The organism is Rheinheimera sp. UJ63, from assembly GCF_021568285.1.
In the GTDB taxonomy this organism is placed as follows: Bacteria; Pseudomonadota; Gammaproteobacteria; order Enterobacterales; family Alteromonadaceae; genus Alishewanella; species Alishewanella maricola.
In genome coordinates, this window is the sequence record NZ_JAKGTQ010000004.1 from 177,717 (window position 1) to 202,109 (window position 24,393).

The following is a 24,393-nucleotide window of genomic DNA, read 5'->3' on the forward strand; positions in this document are numbered from 1 at the left end:
ATCATTAACAATGATATATTGGTAATTCGGCGAAACTCCCTTATGCTAAGTAAAAATGTGTTGATGGTCTGAGCTATGTTTGAATTATTGGCGGTAATATTGGTGCTTGCCGTAATTGTTGGCACCTTTTGTGGCTTTATCGCTTTAGTTCGGCTTAGCGGCTTAGAAGCTCAAATAAGAATGCTGCAACAGCGTATACAGCAATTGCAAGCAGAGCTAAAACACATACATACCCGCTCAGTGGGCGCTGCTGAGAATGCTAATGTGTCTCAAGTTGACGCTCCGCTGCCATCTTCGGCTGCCCCAGCAACCCCCCTAACAGAACCCACCATCGCAGCACAAACGGCAGAGCCTAACACGGCAACAACAACCGTTTCTCCGGCAGCGTTCTTTGCTATGAGCAAGCAGCATGCAGAGCCGACAGAGCCGGTTAAACCCAAAGCAGAGGCAAGCCAATGGCTAAGTTGGTTAGAGCGGCAGTTTATTGATCGCGGCATGGTTTGGTTGGGTGGGGTGGCTTTAGCATTTGGCGGTATTTTTTTAGTGCGGCATTCGTTAGACGCGGGTTGGTTTTCTCCAGAGTTACGCGTGTTCAGTGGTATTAGTTTAGGCCTGTTACTCTTAGTGGTAAGTGAGTGGCTGCATCAGAAAAAGCAGTTAAGTCAGGTCTTAGAAAACTACATTCCTGCGGCATTAGCTAGCGCAGGCTTTGTGACCTTGTATGCGGTGCTATTGATGGCCCAGCATTTTTATCAGCTGATCAGCCCAACACTGGCTTTTGCTTTACTGGCTTTAGTCGCGCTTTGCGCGTCTTGGTTTTCTTTACGGCAAGGGCCTATTTTAGCGGTGATCGGCATTGTTGGGGGATACGCAGTACCGATTTTAGTGTCATCGGGTAGCAATAATTGGTTAGCACTGTTGTTATACATTGCCTTAATTACAACGTCGTCGTTATTGGTTGAACGCAGGGTACAACGTTTTTGGTTATGGTTAATAACGGTTGTGGCACATTGTGGCTGGTTATTGTTGGCAATCACACAGGCTGGCGCAAACAACATCATGGTGCTGTGGGCTGCCTTATTACTTAGCTTTATTGGTATGGTTGCCTTACCTCGCTTAGGCTGGCCGTTACGCTGGCAAAAAGCGGTGTTACCGATGCGCCAATGGTGGCCGCTATTGCGCGAACACTATCTTGGCGTCGTGTTACTAGCCTTTGCAGTGGTGCTGCAACTGCAGTTTAGTAGTTACAGCCATCTGTGGCCTTGTGTGTTGTTAGTCAGTGTTTTATATGCGGCAGCCTTAAGTGAAAATCGCTCTGAGCTGTGGTTATGGGCGGCGGCGCTGCTGGCATTGGTTTGGCTATTACTGGGGCCTGCACTTAATGCTGACAACTTTAGCTGGACGGACGGCATACTCTTTAATTGGCAGTTATGGGTGCTGCTGCTGACAATTCCTGCGGCTTTTGTTAGCGTGCTACTGCCAGCAAGACAACATTGGGCGGCTTTTTTAGCGATCGCACCGATACTATTTCTGGCCGTATCTTATCAATTAGTGCCGAGTACACTGCAACCGTTAATTCAATTAGGTTGGATGCTATACGGCGCATTGTTAGTGATCCTTCAAAGTATTCTAGCGAAACAGACAGCAAGTAAAGCGTTGGCTTTTATTCATGCGGCTGGCGCTAACCTCGCGTTAAGTTGGTGTTTTAGCTTATACCTGTCGGCAGCCGCTTTCACGGTAGCCATGGCGTTACAGTTAGTTTTTATTACACAATTAAGCGTTAAACAACGTTTTCCTATCCCGTCTTGGCTGATCAAGGGGATGGTCGCCTTTGTCTTATTACGTCTTACTTCAGCCCCATTGTTGGGCAGTTATGAAGGCATCAGTATTCTGGGGTTGCACTGGTCATGGATCGTCTATCCGCTGGTGTTAGCGAGTTTTGGCCTTGCAACCTGGTTATGGCGGCATAGCAGCTTGCGTGGTTGGCTCGAAGGGGCTTGCTTGCAGTTAACGGCGTTATTCGTCACGGTGCAAACGCAATTAGGGTTGCATCCGGAGGCGCTTGATTTTTCTGTAATGGATTTTTACAGTTTAGCGTTACACAGCGCTAATTGGTCTATTTTAGCTTGGGTCTATCAGTGGCGCAGTTATCGGGCCGCGAGCATGCAAACTTTATATCGTTTTGCCGCAGGCTGTTTAGTGGTGCTGGTGTTATTTACGCAACTGACCTTAAATGTAAATTATAACCCCTTGCTAAGTGCACAAGACGTAGGGCAGTGGCCGCTATTGAATTGGCTATTCATATTGTGGGCCGTGCCTGCCTTGTGTGCAGCGGGTTTAGCTAACATGCCGCTGCCGCAGCGTTATCGACCTACTGGCTATTATGTGGCTGCGGCCGGTTTGCTGTTGTACCTACTGAGTTCGGTACGGCAGTTTTGGCAGGGGGCGCAAATTACCTTAGGTTTAGCAACCAGTAATGCAGAGCATTATAGTTATTCTTTAGTGTTGTTGTTAACGGCGGCGGGGCTAATTGTGCTGGCGCAATGGCGTGTTTGGGGCATGCTGCGTAAAGTGGGGTTCTTATTGCTCAGTGCAGTGGTCGTTAAAGTATTTGTGTTTGATTTAAATGAGCTGCAAGGTTTATTCCGTGCGGCATCATTTATGGGGTTGGGGTTAAGTTTAGTGTTGTTAAGTGCTATGTTTCAGCGCTTGCAGCAAAAAATGCTTGATCGGCAAGCCCATGCCACAGAATAAGAAAAAGAGCGTTACTGTTCAGTGAACTGCTGATAGCGCCCCTGGTAATCAAAATAGCTTTCGACATGCTGCCAGCTATGTTTCTGTTTTTGTAATAATATCAGCTGCGGCGGCCGAAACCGCTCAGCTAAAGCCACCAGTTGCGCGGCTGTTTTAATGGTGGGTAAAGGTGTTCCGGGCGCTTTGCTGTGCGGTTTAATAAACAAGGCGTAAAGCGCACGGCGCTGAGCCGGGCTTTGTAACTTAAACCAACGATAAAACGGGTTACCTTCGATATCGTAATAACTTACCTTTAAATCGCCGTTATCATCGGATAGCTGCATGTTATGGCAGCGAAAAAGGTGATGATGCTGCTGGTTTAACACTTCGCGTAATCGTTTATCGGGATCAACTAACACCGACTCACATTGCTGACAGCTGCGTGCGGCGATGTCATTCTCGGCGCCACACTCTGGGCAATTGCGGCTCCGATAACGATACTGACATTGTTGAGCTGTATCTTCGATTAAGCCCTGACAACGCCTGCCGTAATGCTCAATAATGTCGCCATCTTGGTCGGTTAACCCCCAAAAAATATTAGCAAAGCCGCATTCAGGGCAGAGAACTTGTACCGGCACCGATTTACTGTTTGGTTTTGCTTGCCCCACTTCAGGGCTAAATAAATCATAACCATTTGCGGCATAATCAATAATTAAACATTCTGTTTTGCCTGCGGCGATGCGTAAACCTCGGCCCACCATTTGTTGAAATAAACTGACTGAGGCGGTAGGGCGTAAAATAGCTATTAAATCAACATGGGGGGCGTCAAAGCCCGTTGTTAATACCGCCACATTTACCAGAAACTTGATTTGTCGATCTTTAAAGGCGTCAATCAATTGATCGCGTTCAACTGTGGGTGTTTCCGCGGTCAGGATGGCAGCGCTTTGCTTACTGAGTAACTGCATAATTTCGTTGGCATGTTTTACCGTAGCCGCAAAAACAATGATGCCTTGGCGTTGCGTCGCCAAAGTGATTAATTGTTGCATGATCAGTGAGGTTGCCCGACCACTTTTTCCTAAGATAGAGTTCACTTCTGTTTCAGTGTAATCGCCTTCAGCTTTGGGTTTTAGCGAGCTAAAATCGTATTGTGCACTTAAGCCATCATATAAACGTGGCGTTGTTAGGTAACCTTGTTTAATTAAGGGCCTTAGCGGCAAGTCAAAAATACAATATTCAAACGTGGGGTTAAGTGTATTCCCCACCCGGCCATGATAATGTTGCCGATAGATCCAGCCACTGCCCAACCGAAATGGGGTTGCGGTAAGTCCCAACAACTTTATCTCGGGATTGTGTTGTTTCAGTTGGCTAAATAGTTGTTGGTATTGGCTGTCGGTGCTCAGGCTAACGCGATGGCACTCATCAATAATCACTAATGAAAAAGCGCTGGCAAAGGCATCTAAATTACGTACGGCAGACTGTACACTAGCGACCACCGTTTTCGCGCTAGCATCTTTTTGTTGCAGGCCTGCTGCATAAATACTGGCTTTTGCGGTTAAAACGGCCACTTTTTCCGCATTTTGTGCAACCAATTCTTTAACATGCGTTAAAATAAGAACACGTCCTTTGGCACGACGAGCTAGCTCGGCAATAACAATGCTTTTACCTGCCCCAGTTGGTAATACTAATACCGCTGAGACCGAACGTTGTTGGAAATGGCTAATAGCGGCATTAACGGCCTGTTGTTGGTAATCTCTGAGTTGCACGGGAGGTTCGTTGCTTAGCTAAATTGTCGATAGGTTAGCATAGCCATGGCCATTCGTAGCAAGTTTCCGCCAGATTAGTACAGTAGTAGGAGCCTTATCATGGCAAAACATACCGCCTTTTCCTTACGTTTAGAGCAGCGAGTCTTGTGGGTATCCGCCAACGGTTTTTGGACTAAAGCGATCGCGCAACAGTACGTTCGTGAAATGCGTTCATTAATTTTGCCAATAAGCGCAAAACCTTGGGCAGTAGTATTGGATATTCGGCAGTGGGAAATATCTCCAGCCGAGGTGTTTGCGCTATTAAATGAAAACACGGCTTGGTGCTTTGCCAATAATCTAAAGCATGTCGAAACTATTGGCGCTGATAATACAATGGTGATGTGGCAGTTTGCCAAGGCGACACAAGCAGTAAAGCCCGCCGATGTTGTAAGTACATTAAAAGATGATGAACTCGCAGCCCGGCAGTCATTGCGAGCTGCCGGGTATCTGTTTTGATATTTAACCGCGTGGCAAATGGATCTTTTTTTCTTGCGATTGGCGGAATAAAACCAAGATTTTGCCGATAACCTGAACTTTTTCAGCGTTGGTTTCTCTGACTATCGCGTCCATAATCAACACTTTTTGTTCTCTATCTTCGCCTGGCACTTTAATTTTAATTAATTCATGAAAGTTTAGAGCGTTATCAATTTCAGCAACCACACCCTCTGTTAAACCGTTACCGCCTAGTAAAATAACGGGTTTTAAATCATGGGCTTTGGTTTTTAAAAATTGTTTTTGTTTATTGGTTAAACTCATAAGGTTAGAATGTCCGTAGAAAAGCTTGAATTATGCCTATTGTAGCGCCATCTACAGCATAAGACTATTTAAGAGTAGTAACATGACTAAGAAAAAACGCTCAGCCAGTTCATCGCGTTGGCTAAAAGAGCATTTTGATGATCACTTTGTACAAAAAGCGCAAAAGCTGGGATTACGTTCGCGCGCTGCGTTTAAATTAGAAGAGATCCAGCAACAAGACAAATTGGTTAAACCGGGTATGACAGTGGTAGATTTAGGCTCAGCCCCTGGTAGTTGGTCTCAGTTTGTGGTGGGATTAGTGGGTAAAGAGGGCACGGTCATTGCCTGTGATATTTTACCCATGGATCCGCTGGCCGGGGTCGCTTTTTTACAAGGTGATTTTCGAGAGGAAGCGGTTTTAGAGGCATTACTGAGCCGGATCGGTGGTAAAACCGTAGATGTGGTATTATCGGATATGGCACCGAACATGAGTGGCAATGACACTACCGATCAAGCCCGTTCTGTTTATTTAGTTGAGTTGGCATTAGACATGTGCCAAAAAGTTTTGAAGCAAAATGGCAGTTTTGTAGTCAAAGTGTTTCAGGGAGAGGGTTTTGAGCAATTCCTGAAAGATGTACGCGCCGCCTTTAGTAATGTGAAAATTCGTAAGCCTGATTCGTCGCGTGCCCGTTCACGCGAGACATATATCGTGGCCACCGGCTTTAAACTTTAGTAAAGTAGTCCGGTATTAATGATTTTTAGAGTAAAGATGAGGTTATAACCTTGAGTGACATGGCAAAAAATCTGATTGTCTGGTTAGTCATCGCGGTAGTACTGATGTCAGTATTCAATAGCTTTGGCCCGAGTGAAAACACGGATCGCATGACCAGTTACACCCAGTTCGTTAAAGAAGTAAATCAGGGAGTGATCCGTGAAGTTAAAGTAGAGCGCACGGGTGTGATTACCGGTGTAAAACGCAGTGGTGAACGCTTTGAAACCGTGATCCCTGGTGGCTACGACGAAAAACTTCTGGATGATTTAATCAAAAATGACGTGCGCACTTTGGGTAGCAAACCTGAAGAGTCCAGCTGGTTAGCAACCATCTTTATCTCTTGGTTCCCAATGCTGTTGTTAATCGGTGTCTGGATTTTCTTTATGCGTCAGATGCAAGGCGGCGGTGGCAAAGGCGCCATGTCGTTTGGCAAAAGCAAAGCGCGCTTAATGGGTGAAGACCAAATTAAGACTACGTTTGCTGATGTTGCCGGTTGTGATGAAGCGAAAGAAGAAGTTTCAGAACTGGTTGAATATCTACGCGACCCTTCACGTTTCCAGAAGCTCGGCGGTAAGATCCCTAAGGGTATCTTAATGGTGGGCCCACCAGGTACAGGTAAAACGCTGTTAGCAAAAGCGATTGCTGGCGAAGCGAAAGTGCCTTTCTTTACCATTTCTGGTTCTGATTTCGTTGAAATGTTTGTGGGTGTTGGTGCTTCTCGGGTACGGGATATGTTCGACCAAGCCAAAAAAGCCGCACCTTGCATTATCTTCATCGATGAGATTGATGCCGTAGGCCGTCAGCGTGGTGCCGGTTTAGGTGGTGGTCACGATGAACGCGAGCAAACGCTTAACCAGATGCTGGTTGAAATGGACGGTTTTGATGGCAACGAAGGCGTGATTATTATCGCTGCAACGAACCGTCCCGATGTGCTTGATGCAGCGTTGCTGCGTCCTGGCCGTTTCGATCGTCAAGTCGTGGTCGGTTTACCTGATGTGCGCGGTCGTGAGCAAATTTTAAAAGTACATATGCGTAAAGTACCTATTGCAGATGATGTGAAAGCCAGTGTTATTGCTCGAGGTACACCAGGTTTTTCGGGTGCTGACTTGGCAAACTTGGTTAACGAAGCAGCGCTATTTGCCGCTCGTGGTAATCGCCGAGTCGTTAGCATGGAAGAGTTTGAGCGTGCTAAAGACAAGATTATGATGGGTGCAGAGCGCCGTTCCATGGTAATGACAGATGCCGAGAAAGAAATGACGGCATATCATGAAGCGGGGCATGCCATTATTGGTTGTTTAGTTCCTGAGCATGATCCTGTGCACAAAGTGACGATTATTCCGCGTGGCCGTGCCTTGGGTGTGACCTTCTTCCTACCAGAGCAAGATGCTATTAGCGTCAGCCGTCGTAAGCTAGAAAGTAAAATTTCCGTCGCTTATGGTGGGCGTTTAGCCGAAGAAGTGATTTACGGTTTAGATGCGGTGTCGACCGGTGCTTCGCAAGATATTAAATACGCGACCTCGATTGCCCGTAACATGGTGACACAATGGGGTTTCTCTGAGAAGTTAGGGCCATTGTTATATGCTGAAGAAGAAGGTGAAGTATTCTTAGGCCGCAGCATGGGCAAATCGAACAATATGTCAGATGAGACCGCCTCGATTATCGATTCGGAAATCAAGGCCATTATCGATCGTAACTATAATCGGGCAAAACAGCTGCTAGATGAAAACATGGACATTTTACATGCCATGAAAGATGCGCTGATGTTGTACGAAACCATTGATTCACGTCAGATTAAAGAGTTGATGGAGCGTAAAGCAGTTAGCCAGCCTGAAAACTGGGAACCGCGTGATAAGGATAGTAAAGGCGGTGATGATGATAAGTCAGCGCCATCTGCTGCGCCTACCGCAACGGATAAACCCTCTGAAGGCAGCGTGCACTAAGTCACTTACATGCCTTTGCAAAGCAGTTATAATAACAACCCCGGCTTGTCCGGGGTTTTGTTTTTAGCGGAGTAAGCCACATGCAGTTACAGTTACCTCGGCAACGTTCTCTTATTTTAGATCGACCACAGATCATGGGCATATTAAATATTACCCCTGATTCATTTTCTGATGGTGGTAAACACCAAGTACTGGATCAAGCCTTATTTAGTGCGGAGCAAATGTTGCGTGACGGCGCAACCATTCTCGATGTCGGTGGTGAGTCCACACGACCTGGCGCTTCAGCCGTTAGCTTAACTGAAGAATTAGCGCGAGTTATCCCCGTAATCAGCGCTTTACGCCAACGTTTTGATTGTGCCATTTCGATTGATACCAGTAAAGCTGAGGTGATGTCAGCGGCCGTTCAGGCTGGCGCCGATATGATTAATGATGTCTGTGCTTTGCAAGCTCCGGCGGCGCTAGAAACTGCCGCTGCGTTGCAAGTTCCCGTTTGCATTATGCATATGCAAGGGGCGCCTCGTACCATGCAACATGATCCACAATATGAGCAACTGGTACCTGAAGTACTGGCGTTTTTATTGGCCAGAGCCGAGGCATGTCAGCAAGCGGGCATTCCTGCGAGTCAAATTGTGCTCGATCCTGGTTTTGGTTTTGGTAAAACCTTAGCGCATAATTATCAGTTGTTAGCCGCATTAGATCAATTTGTGGCAAGCGGTTATGCGGTGCTTGCCGGTATGTCACGTAAAAGTATGATTGGCCAGTTACTAGGGTTACCAACGTCAGAAAGGCTTGCTGGCAGTCTTGCATGTGCCAGCTTAGCGGCTTATGCTGGCGCACAAATTATTCGTGTGCATGATGTTAAAGAAAGTGTGCAAGCAGTACGCGTTGCTGCTGCGGCCCGTTATGGAGTTAAATAATGACAAGAAAATATTTTGGAACTGATGGTGTACGCGGTCGCGTTGGTGAATTTCCTATTACCCCTGAATTTGCCATGAAATTGGGTTGGGCCGCGGGTCGAGTATTATCTCAGCGCGGTACACGCAAAGTATTGATCGGTAAAGATACGCGCATTTCAGGTTATTTATTAGAAACGGCATTAGAAGCAGGCTTAATTGCCGCCGGTATTGATGTGCGCTTATTGGGCCCAATGCCCACACCTGCCGTCGCCTATTTAACGCGAACTTTCCGGGCCGAAGCCGGTATCGTGATCAGTGCTTCACACAACCCTTATTATGACAATGGCATTAAGTTTTTCTCCGCTGATGGTATGAAACTGGCGGATGAAATTGAATTGGCGATTGAGCACGAGCTTGAACAACCGATGATTTGTGAATCGTCAGAAAAGCTCGGTAAAGCAGAGCGTATCAATGATGCGGCGGGTCGTTATATCGAATTCTGTAAAAGCCACCTTAACAACAACTTGTCGCTCAGTGGGTTAAAAATCGTCATCGATTGTGCTCATGGAGCAACTTACCATATTGCGCCTGCGGTTTTTAAAGAACTGGGTGCTGAAGTTATCGCGATCGGCTGTAAGCCAGATGGTTTAAATATTAATGAGCAGTGCGGCGCAACCCATACTGATTTATTACGTGCAACCGTGTTAGAAAAACAAGCTGATCTGGGTATTGCCTATGATGGCGATGGTGATCGCGTGATGATGGTCGATCAACATGGTCGCGTGCTTGATGGTGATGAGATTGTTTATATCATTGCGCGTGCTGCGAAAGAAGCCGGTACATTAAAAGGCGGCGTAGTCGGGACCTTAATGAGCAATATGGGTTTAGAGCTGGCTTTAGCTAAATTAGATATTCCGTTTGCGCGCAGTGCCGTAGGTGATCGTTACGTTATGGAATTACTCCGAGAAAAGAACTGGCGCATTGGCGGTGAAAACTCAGGCCATGTGTTAAATCTTGATTACACCTGCACCGGTGATGGCATTATTGCCTCACTTCAAGTCCTCACTGCCATGCTCTCTAGCGGCAAAAGCTTGGCGCAATTGATGAGCGATATGCGTAAGTTACCGCAGGTACTGGTTAACGTGAAATTTGCTAAAGGTTCTACGCCATTAGATAAAGTTAACGTAAAAGAATGTATTGCTGCAGTAGAGCGCGATTTGGCAGGAAAGGGCCGCGTGCTGATCCGTAAATCAGGTACCGAGCCATTGATCCGCGTGATGGTTGAAGGCGAGGATGCCGACACCGTTCGCCAATATGCTGAAAAAATTGCTGATGCGGTAAAAATTGCCAGTTAAGATCAGTTAATAAATAGACAATTAGCCGCGTTGTCGCGGCTAAAGCTTGTTCTAAAGCAGAAGCTTAGTTACTATCAACAGGTGTAAGCTAAGGATACTGCCTAATGTCACGTAAAAAGCTTGTTGCCGCCAATTGGAAAATGAATGGCTCATCAGCGCTGATCAATACGATCAGCACAACATTGCAATCAATAGCACCGCAAGTGGATATTTTAATTTGCCCTCCCGCTACGTTGTTAAGCGCTTTTCCAACAGCGCGTGCTTTTCAGCTGGGTGGTCAAGATATCAGTGCGCATTTAGCGGGTGCCTACACCGGCCAGTTAAGTGCGGAATTGTTGTTAGCGGCAGGCGCTCGTTATGCGCTAGTAGGGCACTCTGAACGTCGTGAATATCAATTTGAAACTGATCAGCTAATTGCTGCAAAAGTAGCCACTGCAGTCGCTGCAGGCTTAACACCCCTCTTATGTATTGGTGAAACGTTAGCAGAACGGCAGCAAGAAAAAACCGAGCAGGTTATTGCGAAACAATTAGCAGCAGTGTATGCTTCGCACCCCGAATTGCTGCAGAAATCGGTCGTTGCATATGAACCGATTTGGGCGATAGGTACTGGTGAGTCAGCAACACCGGAGCAGGCGCAACAGACACATGCCTTTATCCGTGCTGAGTTAGCTAAGTATGATGCCGACGCAGCGCAACAGGTGAAAATTTTATATGGTGGCAGTGTTAATGCGGAAAATTGTGCTGCATTATTTACTCAACCAGACATAGACGGTGCTTTAGTTGGCGGTGCTAGCTTAAAACCCGAAGAATTTGCGCAAATTTGCCTTAGTGCAAAGGAATAAGCATGTACGATTTATTTGTAATTTGTTATTTGTTAGTTTCGCTAGCCCTTATTTTATTAGTGTTAATTCAACACGGTAAAGGCGCTAGCATGGGCGCAGCATTTGGTGCTGGTGCTTCTGGTACAGTATTTGGTTCAAGCGGTACAGGTAATTTCTTAACGAAAACCACTACCTTTTTGGCAATTTTATTTTTTATGTTGAGCTTAGTATTAGGCAACTTAACCGCTAAGCAAAGCAAGCCAGATGATGGCTCAGATTTTTTCCAATCTGTTCCGGTAAGCACCGAACAGGCCCCTGCCAAGAAAGATGACGTTAACGACATCCCGGTAGGTAATTAAGTTTTATACGCCGAGGTGGTGAAATTGGTAGACACGCTATCTTGAGGGGGTAGTGTCTTCGGACGTGCGGGTTCAAGTCCCGCTCTCGGCACCAAATTAACGTAAGCAGTAGCTTGCGCTATCAGTACAGGCACTATATAATGTGCACCAGTTACGGACGCGGGATGGAGCAGCCTGGTAGCTCGTCGGGCTCATAACCCGAAGGTCGTCGGTTCAAATCCGGCTCCCGCAACCAACTTTCAGTTTAAACTTATTACTAACAGTTGTTGTAACAACTCTTTATCTCAACAGTTTAGACTCACTGCTACAAGCTTAATAAGTTTTTGAAAGGGGTTTCGTAACAGCGGTCGTAGATGTTGATACAACTCCCGCCCTATTAAATATTCATTGCGCATTGGCGATATGCGTAATGATTGGATGTGAATTCGCCCCGCTTGTTCGGGGCTTTTTCGTATCTGGAGTTAGTGTTTATGCAGTAATGGGCGCTTTGCCCATTTTTTATTTGTGTTTCGGAGGTTTTTTTGGCTAAACAAGAACAGCAACTAACAGAGCTGCTGACGCCGACTGTGGAGACAGCCGGTTATCAATTGTGGGGTATCGAACTGGTGCGAGCCGGTCGTCATACCACACTGAGAGTGTTTATCGATAAAGCAGATGGCATTACAGTCGAAGACTGTGCCCTGATCAGTCGAGAAATCAGCGCTTTGCTGGATGTTGAGGATCCAATCCCAACAGAGTATACCCTCGAAGTATCTTCACCAGGCTTGGATCGGCCGTTGTTCACCGAAGCACAATTCACCCAATATGTTGGCCATAAACTTGAGGTTAAATTAACGATACCTCAAGACAGTCGACGTAAATTCAAAGGGTTACTAACAAGCTTCGATGGCGACATGTTAGTAATGGAAGTGGATGGCAAACCCTATAGTTTGCTTTTCGATAATATTGATAAAGCAAACGTGGTACCGGTTTTTTAAGCGTCCCGGGTTAGCGTCAAAGCGAGGCATATAATGGCAAAAGAGATATTATTAGTTGTTGATGCGGTTTCAAATGAAAAATCAGTGCCACGGGAAAAGATTTTCCAAGCACTGGAGTTTGCATTAGCCGCCGCCACTAAAAAGAAAAATGAAGGCGATATTGAAGTTCGGGTTAGCATCGATCGCAAAACCGGTAGTTATGACACTTTCCGCCGCTGGGAAGTGATCGCAGATGATGCCGTCATGGAACACCCATACCGTGAAATGACCTTTTCAGCAGCACAGTATGATGAGCCAAACATTAAGTTAGGTGATTTTGTTGAAGAGCAAATCGACTCTGTCGAATTTGACCGTATCACCACGCAAATGGCGAAACAAGTTATCGTACAAAAAGTACGTGAAGCTGAACGTTCACAGGTTGTTGAAGCGTATATCGACCAAGTGGGTGAGCTAGTCACCGGCGTGGTTAAAAAAGTGAATCGTGAAAGTATTATCGTCGATTTAGGTAACAACGCTGAAGCCATGTTACCACGCGAAGAAATGTTACCGCGTGAAACCTATCGCCCAGGTGACCGCATTCGTACGTTATTATTTGATGTAAAACCAGAAGCTCGTGGTGCACAGCTGTTTTTAAGCCGTGCTAAGCCAGAAGTGCTGTTAGAGTTGTTCCGCATTGAAGTGCCAGAAATTGGCGAAGAAATGATAGAACTTCGCGGCGCAGCGCGCGATCCCGGTTCACGTGCCAAGATTGCTGTTAAAAGTAATGACCGTCGCATTGATCCCGTGGGTGCTTGTGTTGGTATGCGTGGTTCACGTGTTCAAGCCGTATCAAACGAATTAGGTGGTGAGCGGGTTGATATCGTGTTGTATGACGATAACGATGCTCAATTTGTGATTAACGCCATGGCGCCAGCTGAAGTTGCTTCTATCATTGTTGATGAAGATGCTCACTCTATGGATATCGCTGTTGAAGAGTCAAATCTGGCGATGGCGATTGGTCGTAATGGTCAAAACGTGCGTTTAGCAAGCCAATTAACAGGTTGGGAACTGAACGTTATGTCAGTTGCTGCCATGAAAGCGAAGCATCAAGAAGAAACGGCTAAAGTTCGTCAGGTATTTATGGACGCACTTGAAATCGATGAAGACTTTGCTGATGTGCTGGTTGACGAAGGTTTCTCTACGCTAGAAGAAGTGGCTTACGTGCCTATTAGCGAATTGTTGTCAATCGATGGTTTAGATGAAGAAACGGTTGAGTTACTGCGTAACCGCGCCAAAGATATTCTGACCACACGCGCACTGGCCAGTGAAGAATCACTGGAAGATGCCAAGCCAACAGAACAATTGTTGGCCTTAGAATGTTTAGATACGCATACCGCTTATGTTATCGCCAGCAAAGGGGTGACCACCCTGGATGATTTGGCTGAACTGGGTGTGGATGATTTATTAGAATTAGTTGAAATGACAGAAGATAAAGCTGCAGAGTTAATAATGGCTGCTCGTAATATTGTCTGGTTTAATGAAAGTAACTGAGTAGTCAACGGAGGTAACAACACAAATGGCAGAAGTCACCATAGAAAAGCTGGCCAGTGATGTCGGTACAACTGTTGATCGGTTAGTCCAACAATTTGCTGATGCAGGTATTACCAAGGCCAAAGGCCAATCGGTAACTGAAGAAGAGAAAAAACAATTGCTAGAGCACTTGAGCAAAGCCCATGGCGGAAAAGCGCCTGAGCCAGCCAAGTTAACGCTGAAGCGCAAAGAAAAGAGCACCTTGAGTGTAGCAGGCGGCGCAGGCCGTAACCGTGAGATCCAGGTTGAAGTGCGTAAGCAAAAAACCTTTATCAAAAAACCGGTTGTTGATGCTGAAACATTGAAAGCGCAAGAAGAAGCGCGTTTAGCTGAAGAAAAAGCCAATGCTGAAGCCAACCGTGCTCGTCAAGAAGCGGAACAAAAAGCCCGTGAAATAGAAGCGGCTAAAGCGAAAGAAGAAGCGGAACGCAAAGCCGCTGAAGCGAAAAAACGCGAAGAAGCCAAGCAAGCACAATTATTAAAAGACGATCCGGAAGAAGCGGCTCGTCGTGCAGCGAAAGAAGAAGCGCGCAAAGAAGCTGAACATATTCGTCAGCAACAAGAAGCTGAATCACTGCGTAAGCTAGAAGAAGAAGCCAAGAAGCAAGCTGAAGCCGCGCGTAAATTAGCGGAAGAAAACGGCGAGCGTTGGGCTTTAGAAGAAAAAGCGAAGTCGACTGAAAAAGACGATTATCACTTAACCAGTAATGAATTTGCCAAGCAAGCTGAAGACGAAGTGGACGCCAAAGAAGAGCGTGCCGGTCGTCGTGGTGTGGGTAAAAAAGCCCCACCAGCTAAAGGTAAAAAGAAAGACGATGGTAACGATAAAGAAGCCTTTAATCGTGCTAATCGCCACACCAAGAAAAAGAAAACGCCTACCAGTATGCAGCATGGCTTTAATAAGCCGGCACAACCTGTTGAGCGTGATGTGAAAATTGGTGAGACCATTACGGTTGCTGAGCTGGCCTCGAAAATGGCCGTTAAAGCTTCAGAAGTGATTAAGGCGATGATGAAGATGGGCGCTATGGCGACTATCAACCAAGTTATCGACCAAGAAACTGCCGCGATCGTTTGTGAAGAGATGGGTCATAAATTTACCCTGACGAAAGAAAACGAGTTAGAAGAAGCGGTTATGTCTGATCGTGAAGGTCAGGGCGAATTAGAATCACGTGCGCCGGTTGTGACTGTTATGGGTCACGTTGACCATGGTAAAACCTCATTACTGGATTACATCCGTAAAGCGAAAGTGGCTGCAGGCGAAGCCGGTGGTATTACTCAGCATATCGGTGCTTATCACGTAGAAACTGAACGTGGCATGGTGACTTTCCTTGATACACCCGGTCACGCGGCCTTCACTTCAATGCGGGCTCGTGGTGCGAAAGCAACCGATATCGTTATCTTAGTTGTTGCGGCGGACGATGGCGTAATGCCACAAACTCGCGAAGCTATCCAACATGCTAAAGCCGGTAACGTGCCTTTAGTGGTTGCGGTGAACAAGATTGATAAGCCTTCAGCGGATCCAGATCGGGTACGTAATGAATTATCACAGTTCGATGTTATTTCAGAAGATTGGGGTGGCGATACACAGTTCGTTCCAGTATCTGCAAAAACAGGTGAAGGTATTGATGATCTGTTAGAAGCGATCCTGAACCAAGCCGAATTGTTAGAACTGAAAGCCGTACATAAAGGTTTAGGTCGTGGTGTGGTTATTGAATCACGCTTAGACAAAGGCCGTGGTCCTGTGGCGTCTATCCTGGTTCAGGAAGGCACCTTAAAGCAAGGCGATGTCGTGCTGTGTGGTTTTGAATATGGCCGTGTGCGGGCAATGCGTGACGAAAACGGTAAAGAAATCAAAACTGCTGGGCCGTCAATTCCTGTTGAGATCTTAGGTTTATCTGGCGTACCAGAAGCCGGTGACGAAGTCACCGTGGTGAAAGATGAGCGTAAAGCCCGTGAAGTGGCCTTGTATCGTCAAGGTAAATTCCGTGATGTGAAACTGGCTCGTCAGCAGAAATCTAAACTGGAAAACATGTTTGCTAACATGACGGAAGGTGACGTTTCTGAGCTGAATATCGTTCTGAAAGGTGACGTACAAGGTTCGGTGCAAGCGATCACTGAATCCTTGATGAAGTTGTCTACAGACGAAGTGAAGGTTCGGATTGTTGGCTCAGGCGTGGGTGGTATTACTGAAACTGACGTGACCTTGGCTGCTGCATCATCAGCAATCGTCATTGGTTTCAACGTACGTGCCGATGGTACTGCGCGCAAACTGGTTGAAGAAGAAGGCTTAGATTTACGTTATTACAGCATCATTTATGAACTGTTAGACGAAGTCAGAGCGGCGATGACGGGTATGTTAGCACCAGAGTTTAAACAGCAAATCATTGGTTTAGCACAGGTTCGTGACGTATTCCGTTCACCGAAGTTTGGCGCTGTTGCAGGCTGTATGGTTACCGAAGGCTTAATCAAGCGTAATGCCCCAATTCGCGTACTGCGTGATAACGTGGTCATTTTCGAAGGTGAGCTAGAATCACTGCGTCGCTTTAAAGACGACGTGAACGAAGTTAGAAATGGCTTTGAATGTGGTATCGGTGTGAAGAACTATAACGATGTGCGCGAAGGCGATCAGATCGAAGTGTTCGAGACTATTCAGGTCGAACGTACTCTATAATAGATGACGTGACACGTTAATACAGGGGCACGTGTTGCCCCTGTTGTGTTTATGCCAATATGACTCAGTGGCAAAAATGCTGAGCAGGGCAACAAGGAAATAAGGTATGGCCAAAGAATTTTCCCGGGTAGACCGGCTTTCACAGCAAGTGAAAAAAGAAATGGCGGTGATCCTGCAACGTGAGATTAAAGATCCACGCTTGCACACCATGATCACCGTCTCTGATGTTGAAGTGTCTCGCGATTTATCGCATGCCAAGGTATTTGTCACCTTTTTAGGTATGGATAACGAGAAAGTCGAAGACAACTTAAAGATTTTGAATGATGCCGCCGGTTACGTGCGCAGTTTAATTGGTAAACGTATTGAAACGCGCATCGTGCCACACATTCGTTTTGCTTTTGATCAGTCGCTAAACGAAGGTATCCGGATGGCCACCTTGGTGGCATCGGTACGGCAAGAAGATCAACGTAAACGCCAAGAAATCGGTCACAACGACGATGAGCCAGCGCCAGATCAGCGTAAAGGCGGCGAGGAAGAGTAATGCGGGCGCGGAAAAACGCTCGGCAAGTGCATGGTATCTTGTTGTTAGACAAACCTTTAGAAGTGAGCAGTAACGGTATTTTGCAGCGAGTGCGCTGGTTATATCAAGCGGCCAAAGCCGGCCATACTGGCGCCTTAGATCCGATGGCGTCGGGTTTACTGCCCATTTGTTTTGGTGAAGCCACTAAGTTTAGTCAGTTTTTACTGGATACCGATAAAACCTATCAAGTGACTGCCCTGTTTGGTGTTCGTACTAGCACCAGCGATGCTGAAGGGGAAGTGATCAGTGAAAAGCCGGTACAGTTTACTGACAGCGATCTCGAACAGGCTATGCAAGCGTTGCGAGGTGATATTTTACAAGTGCCGACCATGTTTTCAGCGCTTAAATACCAAGGCCAACCCTTATACAAATATGCACGCCAAGGTATTGAAGTTCCGCGCGCGGCACGGCCTATCAGTATTTTTCGTTTCGAGTTAGTCCAGCGTACAGGTGATCGTGCCGATTTTATTGTGCATTGCTCTAAAGGGACTTACATTCGCACGTTAATTGATGATTTAGGTGAAGCTTTAGGCTGTGGTGCGCATGTGGCTGCGCTGCATCGGATCCAAGTAGGTCCTTTTACGGCTGCGCAAATGCTCGCGCCAAGCGCACTGGAACCACTCAACACCGCTGCAGATTGGGCCGCGCTGGACAACTTATTATTGCCGATGGACGCGGGTTTAGTTGCTATGCCAGCGTTGACCTTGGATGCTCAGCAAGAGCACGCACTTATGCATGGCCAAACCTGTCAGCTAAGCCATGCCGATATTGACAGTATTAAACTGTATAATCAGGCGGCACAGTTTATTGGCATTGGCACGATTGAGAGCGGAGAGCTTCGTAGTCGTCGTTTAGTCAATTTATCGTTACTGAGCGCTTAACTTACCTTGTAAAGCTCGTCAAGGGCGGGTAAAATGCGCAACTGTTTTTGCTGCCGCTGGATGAGTGATCGGCGGTGAGCGTATCTTAGTTCACTCACATTTGGAGACATACCATGTCATTAAGCGCTGCCGTTAAGGCACAAATCGTTGCTGATTACGCTGTTAAAGCTGGCGACACCGGTTCACCAGAAGTACAGGTTGCCCTGTTAACTGCGTCAATCACTCACCTGCAAGGTCACTTTGCTGAGCACAAACACGATTTCCACTCTCGTCGTGGTTTGTTACGTATGGTTAGCCAGCGTCGTAAACTTTTAGATTACTTAAAAGGCAAAGACCAGACGCGTTACGCGACTCTGATCGGCCGTTTAGGCTTACGTCGTTAATTATTAACGCTGTAATAAAAAGAGGCTTTTTAGCCTCTTTTTTTATGCCTTTTAAAATAAGTTAGTCCAAGTGTTGAACTATCTTTTGTAACAGGTTACAGAGTATACTGTGTAGGTAAAAAACACAGAGAAAAACATCGCAATTCGGCGATTAAGATTAAGGAAATACACACGTGACTCCCATCGTAAAATCATTTCAGTTTGGCCAACATACTTTCACTTTAGAAACCGGCGTAATTGCCCGTCAGGCAGATGCCGCAGTACTGGCCAGCCTGGGAGATACTTCTGTTTTAGTAACTGTCGTTGGTAAGAAAGAACCTAAACCTGGTCAGGATTTCTTTCCTTTAACCGTAAACTACCAGGAAAAAATGTATGCAGCTGGCCGTATCCCGGGTGGCTTTTTTAAACGTGAAGGTCGGCCAAGTGAAGGTGAAACTTTAACCAGTCGTTTAATCGACCGTCCGATCCGTCCATTGTTCCCAGAAGGCTTCACTAACGAAGTGCAAGTTATCGCCACGGTTGTGTCGGTACAGCCTGAAATTCAACCGGATATCGTAGCGTTAATTGGTACTTCTGCTGCGTTAGCTTTATCAGGTATTCCATTTGCAGGCCCAATCGGTGCTGCCCGTGTTGGTTATATCAATAATCAATATGTGTTAAACCCATCTGAAGAAGAGCTAAAAAGCTCGAAATTAGACTTGGTTGTTGCCGGTACGCACAACGCAGTATTAATGGTTGAATCTGAAGCGGGCATTCTGTCAGAAGACGTGATGTTAGGCGCAGTCATGTATGGTCATGAGCAATTTCAAACGGCCATTACTGCCATCAACGAATTAGCGGCTGAAGCGGCAAAAACACCTTGGAACTGGCAAGCTCCAGCGAAAAACTTACCGTTGATTGCTAAAGTTGCTGAACTGGCGACGGCTGATCTGGGTGAAGCTTACCAAATTACAGAAAAAGCCAAACGTTACGAGCGTATTGCTGAAATTAAAAATGCCTTATTAGCGAAGTTAACAGAAGAGTTAGCGGAAGGCGAAGAGCTGAATAAAAACGAATTTGGCGATATCTTCCACGACTTAGAAAGTAAAGTAGTTCGCAGCCGTATTACTAAAGGCGAGCCGCGTATCGATGGCCGTGATCCAGAGATGATCCGTGGTTTAAGCGTAATGACGGGCGTCTTACCACGTACGCACGGTTCATCTTTATTTACTCGCGGTGAAACGCAAGCGTTAGTTACCTGTACCTTAGGTACTGCGCGCGATGCGCAAAACATCGACGACTTGTTAAGTGCGAAAACTGATACCTTTATGTTGCACTACAACTTCCCGCCGTACTGTGTGGGTGAAACCGGTATGGTTGGTTCACCGAAGCGTCGTGAAATCGGTCATGGCCGTTTAGCGAAGCGCGGTGTGTTAGCCGTAATGCCTGATTTTGAAGACTTCCCGTACACGGTTCGTATCGTCTCTGAAATCACTGAATCAAACGGCTCAAGCTCAATGGCTTCAGTCTGTGGTTCATCATTAGCCTTAATGGATGCGGGTGTACCGATCAAAGCGTCTGTAGCGGGTATCGCTATGGGTCTGGTGAAAGAAGGCGACAACTTCGTTGTATTATCTGACATCTTAGGCGATGAAGATCACTTAGGTGACATGGACTTTAAAGTGGCCGGTACTACGGAAGGTATTACTGCTCTACAAATGGACATCAAGATCGACGGTATTACCAAAGAGATCATGCAAACGGCGTTAAAACAGGCGAAAGCCGCGCGTTTACATATCCTGAACGTAATGGATCAAGCCATTAGTGGTCACCGTGAAGAGATGTCTGAATACGCACCACGTATTTACACCATGAAGATTAATCCGGAGAAAATCCGTGAAGTTATCGGTAAAGGTGGCGCAGTGATTCGTCAAATCACTGAAGAGTCAGGTACAACGATTGAGCTGGAAGACGACGGTAGCATCAAAATTGCTGCAACCACGGCTAAAGCGGCGCAAATCGCTATCGACAAAATCAATGCGATTACTGCTGAGATCGAAGTGGGTACCATTTACCAAGGTGAAGTGGTGCGTATCGTTGATTTCGGTGCTTTTGTTAACGTGTTACCTGGTAAGGATGGCTTAGTGCACATTTCACAAATCTCGGATGAGCGCGTGCAAAATGTGGCTGACCACTTACAAGTAGGCCAGAAAGTTGACGTTAAAGTGTTAGAAGTTGACAAGCAAGGTCGCGTACGTTTAAGCATCAAAGAAGCGGCGGCTAAGCCTGCTGCTGAAGCGCCAACAGAAGCTTAACGTGAAAAGAGTGCTCTTACCGCTAGCCCTGATCACGGGGCTAATGAGCTTAGCAGGTTGCGCTCAGCAACCTGCAGTCACTATGCAACAAGCTTGGCTAACACCAGAGCCTTTGCCAGTGCCTTATCGTAATGAACTGGCCATTGCCCGTTTAACGGAAATTCTACAACGGGCTGAGCTGACTGATGAACAAAGTGCCCAGTTGTTTTATGACCGTGGCGTGATGTACGACAGCGTTGGTTTGCGTTCGTTGGCGCGTTTAGACTTTATGCGCGCTTTGCGTTTTAAGCCTGACATGGCCGATGCCTATAATTTTATGGGTATTCATTACACGCTTAGCGGTAATTTTGATCAGGCGTATGAAGCTTTTGATTCTACGCTTGAGTTAGCGCCGGATTATGATTTTGCTTATCTTAATCGCGCTATCGCCTTTTATTACGCAGGCCGTAATGACCTTGCGCAAGCTGATTTTCAACAGTTTTTGCAAGCGAAGCCTGACGACCCTTACCGGATCTTATGGCGCTATATTGGCTTTGCCGAAACCGATGCAACTGCTGCACTAGCCAGTTTAACGGCGCAACTTGCTCGCTTAGAACCCACAGATTGGAGTACCAATTTGGTACGCTTTTATGCGGGCCAACTCAGTGAAGAAGCGTTATTGCAAAGCATGTTGCAAGATGTCAGCGATCGTAAACAGTTAGCGGAACGCCTATGTGAAAGCTACTTTTACTTAGCGAAATGGCATCAAGCCCAGGGTAATAATGCCCAAGCGATGATCTACTACCATCAAGCCTTGGCAACCAATGTTTATGAGTTTGTTGAACATCGTTATGCACGATTAGAAATGGCGCGCCTTCGTGGTGAAGCACTCAGTGATGCCCAAGTTGATCTTAACTAAGTTAAGTCATTTCCTGAAAAAAAGCCGGCTTGCTGGCTTTTTTGTTTTTCTATGCCTGTTGGGTTGTCAGCCGTCATCGCCGACAACCGAGCAACAATTACTGGGCAAAGCGCAAACCGATGCCGTAGCGGCCCGCACCGTGGCACAGCAGCGCTTAGCAAGCAACGAGTTAGAAGCCTCGCTGCAGTGGTGGCGCCATGCTGCTAAGCTGGGGGCGAGCGATGCCTTTTTACATGCTATTCAATTGCAGCAGCGACTTGAAGGGCCCTTAGCCACCGCGCATTGGTTGCAACAGCAGTTAGTAGAGCAACCCCACTTAACCGCAGAGTTACCGAACAGTATCTTGTTGGAGTTAGGCTTATGGCCAGAAAGCTCGCGTCGTGTGTCTGTTGCTTGGCAAAGCCCGGCAGATTGTCGTTTAACGCTGCAACCGGTTGTGACGCAAGCCGAGGGCGAACGTAGCTGGCACAGCCTGCAGCAAGCTTGGCAGGCTGATCCGCAATTGGCGAGTTTGCCGGTGTGTTTTAAGCCGTTGCTGCGTATTACCAGCACCGCCTTAAATTGTTCAGAGGTAACGGCTGCTAGAATACACTGTGATTATCAAGCGTTAAGCGATGCCGTGTTAGCGGGCGATTTTCAGCAGTTACTCGTGATCGCGGGACGCGGCGTGGCCAGTTACAACAACGGTATTGTGCAGTTACCGGCACAAGCTAATTTAGCCTTACTACGCCATGAGTTTCTACATATTGCCGGTTTTTTAGATGAGTATGCGCTGTCAGCGCTCAGTGCGCGTGCGGTGTGTCGGGCGGGTCGTATAGCACCGAATTTGTTGATCGGAAATAGCCCTGAGCTGGTTGCCCGTTATCAACAGCAATATGGCATTGATAACCGTACTGATTTAGCGCTTACACCGGTAGACACCTGTCGCGCGGTGAATATGCAGGCTTATCGACCGATCGCGGCGCTTAACCCAATGCGCCATCTTGAGGCGCCATTACCGCCGTTATATTGGCAGCTGTTACAGCAGCAATTAGCACAGCCGGAGCAATTAATGCCCGTACAATATTATTTTGCATTTTTAGCGCGGCAACAACAGGCGTGGCAGCACTGGCAAAGCTATATGCAAGCGGCGGCCGCCTTTGGTTATCCGGCCGCGATTGCGGCGTTACAGGTGGAAGGTTAGTCGAGATCACTCAGCTCAGCTAATTCACGGCTTAATAGCTCAGGATCACCAAGATTCAATTCTAATAAACGCCGCAGATGGCTGATGCTATCAATATCAATCTTTGTGCAATGTAGCCCTAAGTAGTCGGCATGCTCATGTGCAATGGTAACTTGCATGGTCAGCACTTCGGTCGAGCCACTTAATTGCAATTGCAGCAACATGGGCTCAGTTTTGTTTGGTAAGGGCTCGCTGGGTTTTTTGACTAAAGCACCTTTTAACGATAAGTCAAAAATCTCGGTAGGATAGCGTTTACCTGCAGCTGCTAAAAAGACTTCGCTAAAAAATCTCACACGCTTGTTATGCCGTTGCTCCATCATACCCACCTTTTAATTAGTTACTTTAAGCTTAAACCATCAGCGGCTATAACGGAAATCGCTTTGTATAATTTAATCAGGCTCTGTCGATTTTAATAAGGCAGTTAATAAGCGAGAGATCGGTTGTCGCAATAGGCTTCAGATGGTGTAAAAGCTTTTTAGCAAAACGCCGCGATACACGCGGCGTTTTTTACCAAGCAAAACCTTAGTTAGATTTTATGACTAAGAATATCTTCACCTGCTGCTTGGCGATCAGCATGATAGCTTGAGCGTACAAAAGGACCGCAGGCGGCATGTTTAAAACCGATGCTGTCGGCAAAGGTTTTGATTTCATCAAACTCGGCCGGCGGCATATAACGTTTTACCGGTAAATGGTGTTTGCTTGGCTGTAAGTACTGACCTACGGTGAGCATATCGACGTTGTGTTCACGCAGATCACGCAGTACTTCAAGCAATTCTTCTGTGGTTTCACCTAAACCCACCATCAAGCCAGATTTAGTCGCTACGTTTGGGTGCGCTTCTTTAAAGCGCTTTAACAGCTGCAGTGACCATTTGTAATCGGCACCCGGGCGAGCCAGTTTATAGAGGCGTGGCGCCGTTTCCAGGTTGTGGTTAAACACATCCGGTGGGCTTTTGCTTAAGATGTCTAATGCCACATCCATCCGACCACGGAAATCGGGTACCAATACTTCAATTTTGATCTCGGGGTTGTACTTACGGATGGCGTCAATACAATCCGCAAAATGCTGTGCACCCCCATCGCGTAAATCATCGCGATCGACTGAGGTAATCACCACATATTTTAATTTCATATCGCGAATGGTTAGGCCGAGTTTTTCTGGCTCTTCGGCGCTCGGTGGTAATGGCCGACCGTGCGCGACATCACAAAATGGGCAACGACGGGTACAGATAGCACCCAAGATCATAAAGGTTGCCGTACCATGATTAAAACACTCAGAGAGGTTAGGGCATGATGCCTCCTCACAGACCGAATGCAAACCGTGTTTGCGTAATGCCCCTTTAATTTCGTCGATACGTTCAGAGCTTTTCGGTAATTTGATTTTTAGCCAGTCAGGCTTGCGCAGCATTTCTGCTCGCTCGGTGGGTAACACTTTAACAGGGATCAGCGCCATTTTTTCGGCATCGCGCAATTTAACGCCGGGTTCCATACGTGCTGTTTTGGTCATA

The 24,393-nt window shown here is 46.7% G+C and carries 21 protein-coding genes and 2 tRNA genes; 19 read left to right on the plus strand and 4 right to left on the minus strand.

The window, feature by feature from the left end:
* The first annotated feature begins 75 nt into the window (after positions 1–75).
* On the plus strand, positions 76–2,754 hold the full coding sequence (locus L1N97_RS12845; protein WP_236130063.1) for a DUF2339 domain-containing protein: 2,679 nt from the start codon (positions 76–78) through the stop codon (positions 2,752–2,754).
* A gap of 11 nt (positions 2,755–2,765) precedes the next feature.
* On the opposite strand, the gene L1N97_RS17035 is transcribed toward L1N97_RS12845, so the two are convergent.
* A complete protein-coding gene (locus L1N97_RS17035; protein WP_236130064.1) occupies positions 2,766–4,496 on the minus strand; it encodes a DEAD/DEAH box helicase in 1,731 nt (576 codons plus the stop codon).
* 99 nt (positions 4,497–4,595) lie between these two features.
* On the opposite strand from L1N97_RS17035, the gene L1N97_RS12855 reads away from it, so the two are divergent.
* Complete coding sequence (locus tag L1N97_RS12855; protein ID WP_236130065.1) at positions 4,596–4,991, plus strand: hypothetical protein; 396 nt, start codon at positions 4,596–4,598, stop codon at positions 4,989–4,991.
* Between the two features lie 3 nt (positions 4,992–4,994).
* Here L1N97_RS12855 and yhbY read toward each other — a convergent pair whose 3' ends face one another.
* Positions 4,995–5,291, minus strand: a complete 297-nt coding sequence (gene yhbY, locus L1N97_RS12860; RefSeq protein ID WP_226751207.1) for a ribosome assembly RNA-binding protein YhbY — start codon at positions 5,289–5,291, stop codon at positions 4,995–4,997.
* Between the two features lie 82 nt (positions 5,292–5,373).
* Here yhbY and rlmE point away from each other — a divergent pair, with 82 nt between their 5' ends.
* The 17 genes from rlmE (at position 5,374) to L1N97_RS12945 (ending at position 22,849) form a co-directional block, all read left to right on the plus strand.
* Positions 5,374–6,003: a 23S rRNA (uridine(2552)-2'-O)-methyltransferase RlmE gene (gene rlmE / locus L1N97_RS12865; RefSeq protein WP_229586329.1), complete on the plus strand. Its 630-nt coding sequence runs from the start codon at positions 5,374–5,376 to the stop codon at positions 6,001–6,003.
* A 59-nt stretch (positions 6,004–6,062) separates the two neighbouring features.
* Positions 6,063–7,982: an ATP-dependent zinc metalloprotease FtsH gene (ftsH, locus tag L1N97_RS12870; RefSeq protein ID WP_268964744.1), complete on the plus strand. Its 1,920-nt coding sequence runs from the start codon at positions 6,063–6,065 to the stop codon at positions 7,980–7,982.
* A gap of 80 nt (positions 7,983–8,062) precedes the next feature.
* Positions 8,063–8,899 carry a dihydropteroate synthase gene (gene folP, locus L1N97_RS12875; protein WP_236130066.1) on the plus strand — a complete coding sequence of 279 codons (837 nt, stop codon included), beginning with the start codon at positions 8,063–8,065 and terminating at the stop codon, positions 8,897–8,899.
* Positions 8,899–10,233 carry a phosphoglucosamine mutase gene (gene glmM / locus L1N97_RS12880; protein WP_229586333.1) on the plus strand — a complete coding sequence of 445 codons (1,335 nt, stop codon included), beginning with the start codon at positions 8,899–8,901 and terminating at the stop codon, positions 10,231–10,233. Before folP ends, glmM begins: the two co-directional genes overlap by 1 nt.
* Before the next feature lie 104 nt (positions 10,234–10,337).
* Entirely contained in the window at positions 10,338–11,075 is a 738-nt protein-coding gene (tpiA, locus tag L1N97_RS12885) for a triose-phosphate isomerase (RefSeq protein ID WP_236130067.1), read from the plus strand.
* Positions 11,076–11,077: 2 nt separating this feature from the next.
* Positions 11,078–11,413, plus strand: a complete 336-nt coding sequence (secG, locus tag L1N97_RS12890) for a preprotein translocase subunit SecG (RefSeq protein ID WP_236130068.1) — start codon at positions 11,078–11,080, stop codon at positions 11,411–11,413.
* 9 nt (positions 11,414–11,422) lie between these two features.
* Positions 11,423–11,507 (plus strand) — tRNA-Leu (locus L1N97_RS12895).
* 64 nt (positions 11,508–11,571) lie between these two features.
* Positions 11,572–11,648 (plus strand) — tRNA-Met (locus L1N97_RS12900).
* A gap of 286 nt (positions 11,649–11,934) precedes the next feature.
* Positions 11,935–12,390, plus strand: coding sequence for a ribosome maturation factor RimP (rimP, locus tag L1N97_RS12905; protein WP_229586339.1), 456 nt, complete (start codon positions 11,935–11,937; stop codon positions 12,388–12,390).
* 33 nt (positions 12,391–12,423) lie between these two features.
* A complete protein-coding gene (gene nusA / locus L1N97_RS12910; protein ID WP_229586341.1) occupies positions 12,424–13,920 on the plus strand; it encodes a transcription termination factor NusA in 1,497 nt (498 codons plus the stop codon).
* A gap of 25 nt (positions 13,921–13,945) precedes the next feature.
* Complete coding sequence (gene infB / locus L1N97_RS12915; RefSeq protein ID WP_229586343.1) at positions 13,946–16,630, plus strand: translation initiation factor IF-2; 2,685 nt, start codon at positions 13,946–13,948, stop codon at positions 16,628–16,630.
* 106 nt (positions 16,631–16,736) lie between these two features.
* On the plus strand, positions 16,737–17,171 hold the full coding sequence (gene rbfA, locus L1N97_RS12920; protein WP_236130069.1) for a 30S ribosome-binding factor RbfA: 435 nt from the start codon (positions 16,737–16,739) through the stop codon (positions 17,169–17,171).
* Positions 17,171–18,091: a tRNA pseudouridine(55) synthase TruB gene (gene truB / locus L1N97_RS12925; RefSeq protein WP_236130070.1), complete on the plus strand. Its 921-nt coding sequence runs from the start codon at positions 17,171–17,173 to the stop codon at positions 18,089–18,091. Before rbfA ends, truB begins: the two co-directional genes overlap by 1 nt.
* A gap of 113 nt (positions 18,092–18,204) precedes the next feature.
* Positions 18,205–18,474: a 30S ribosomal protein S15 gene (rpsO, locus tag L1N97_RS12930; protein WP_229586349.1), complete on the plus strand. Its 270-nt coding sequence runs from the start codon at positions 18,205–18,207 to the stop codon at positions 18,472–18,474.
* A 173-nt stretch (positions 18,475–18,647) separates the two neighbouring features.
* Positions 18,648–20,768, plus strand: a complete 2,121-nt coding sequence (pnp, locus tag L1N97_RS12935; protein ID WP_236130071.1) for a polyribonucleotide nucleotidyltransferase — start codon at positions 18,648–18,650, stop codon at positions 20,766–20,768.
* 1 nt (position 20,769) lies between these two features.
* Positions 20,770–21,666, plus strand: a complete 897-nt coding sequence (nlpI, locus tag L1N97_RS12940) for a lipoprotein NlpI (RefSeq protein WP_229586351.1) — start codon at positions 20,770–20,772, stop codon at positions 21,664–21,666.
* Positions 21,644–22,849, plus strand: coding sequence for a hypothetical protein (locus L1N97_RS12945; RefSeq protein WP_236130072.1), 1,206 nt, complete (start codon positions 21,644–21,646; stop codon positions 22,847–22,849). Before nlpI ends, L1N97_RS12945 begins: the two co-directional genes overlap by 23 nt.
* On the opposite strand, the gene L1N97_RS12950 is transcribed toward L1N97_RS12945, so the two are convergent.
* Entirely contained in the window at positions 22,846–23,208 is a 363-nt protein-coding gene (locus L1N97_RS12950; protein ID WP_236130073.1) for a PilZ domain-containing protein, read from the minus strand. The genes L1N97_RS12945 and L1N97_RS12950 overlap by 4 nt on opposite strands.
* A gap of 206 nt (positions 23,209–23,414) precedes the next feature.
* Positions 23,415–24,392 (minus strand): lipoyl synthase, encoded by a 978-nt coding sequence (gene lipA / locus L1N97_RS12955; protein ID WP_229586357.1) that lies wholly within the window; start codon positions 24,390–24,392, stop codon positions 23,415–23,417.
* Position 24,393: the final 1 nt, after the last annotated feature.

What these genes read in the sequence shown, in the direction of transcription:
- L1N97_RS12845 (WP_236130063.1), top strand. Translation starts at nt 76, where the DNA reads ATGTTTGAATTATTGGCGGTAATATTGGTGCTTGCCGTAATTGTTGGC.
- L1N97_RS12855 (WP_236130065.1), top strand. Translation starts at nt 4,596, where the DNA reads ATGGCAAAACATACCGCCTTTTCCTTACGTTTAGAGCAGCGAGTCTTG.
- yhbY (WP_226751207.1), bottom strand. Translation starts at nt 5,291, where the DNA reads ATGAGTTTAACCAATAAACAAAAACAATTTTTAAAAACCAAAGCCCAT.
- rlmE (WP_229586329.1), top strand. Translation starts at nt 5,374, where the DNA reads ATGACTAAGAAAAAACGCTCAGCCAGTTCATCGCGTTGGCTAAAAGAG.
- ftsH (WP_268964744.1), top strand. Translation starts at nt 6,063, where the DNA reads ATGGCAAAAAATCTGATTGTCTGGTTAGTCATCGCGGTAGTACTGATG.
- folP (WP_236130066.1), top strand. Translation starts at nt 8,063, where the DNA reads ATGCAGTTACAGTTACCTCGGCAACGTTCTCTTATTTTAGATCGACCA.
- glmM (WP_229586333.1), top strand. Translation starts at nt 8,899, where the DNA reads ATGACAAGAAAATATTTTGGAACTGATGGTGTACGCGGTCGCGTTGGT.
- tpiA (WP_236130067.1), top strand. Translation starts at nt 10,338, where the DNA reads ATGTCACGTAAAAAGCTTGTTGCCGCCAATTGGAAAATGAATGGCTCA.
- secG (WP_236130068.1), top strand. Translation starts at nt 11,078, where the DNA reads ATGTACGATTTATTTGTAATTTGTTATTTGTTAGTTTCGCTAGCCCTT.
- nusA (WP_229586341.1), top strand. Translation starts at nt 12,424, where the DNA reads ATGGCAAAAGAGATATTATTAGTTGTTGATGCGGTTTCAAATGAAAAA.
- infB (WP_229586343.1), top strand. Translation starts at nt 13,946, where the DNA reads ATGGCAGAAGTCACCATAGAAAAGCTGGCCAGTGATGTCGGTACAACT.
- rbfA (WP_236130069.1), top strand. Translation starts at nt 16,737, where the DNA reads ATGGCCAAAGAATTTTCCCGGGTAGACCGGCTTTCACAGCAAGTGAAA.
- truB (WP_236130070.1), top strand. Translation starts at nt 17,171, where the DNA reads ATGCGGGCGCGGAAAAACGCTCGGCAAGTGCATGGTATCTTGTTGTTA.
- rpsO (WP_229586349.1), top strand. Translation starts at nt 18,205, where the DNA reads ATGTCATTAAGCGCTGCCGTTAAGGCACAAATCGTTGCTGATTACGCT.
- L1N97_RS12945 (WP_236130072.1), top strand. Translation starts at nt 21,644, where the DNA reads ATGCCCAAGTTGATCTTAACTAAGTTAAGTCATTTCCTGAAAAAAAGC.
- L1N97_RS12950 (WP_236130073.1), bottom strand. Translation starts at nt 23,208, where the DNA reads ATGATGGAGCAACGGCATAACAAGCGTGTGAGATTTTTTAGCGAAGTC.
- lipA (WP_229586357.1), bottom strand. Translation starts at nt 24,392, where the DNA reads ATGACCAAAACAGCACGTATGGAACCCGGCGTTAAATTGCGCGATGCC.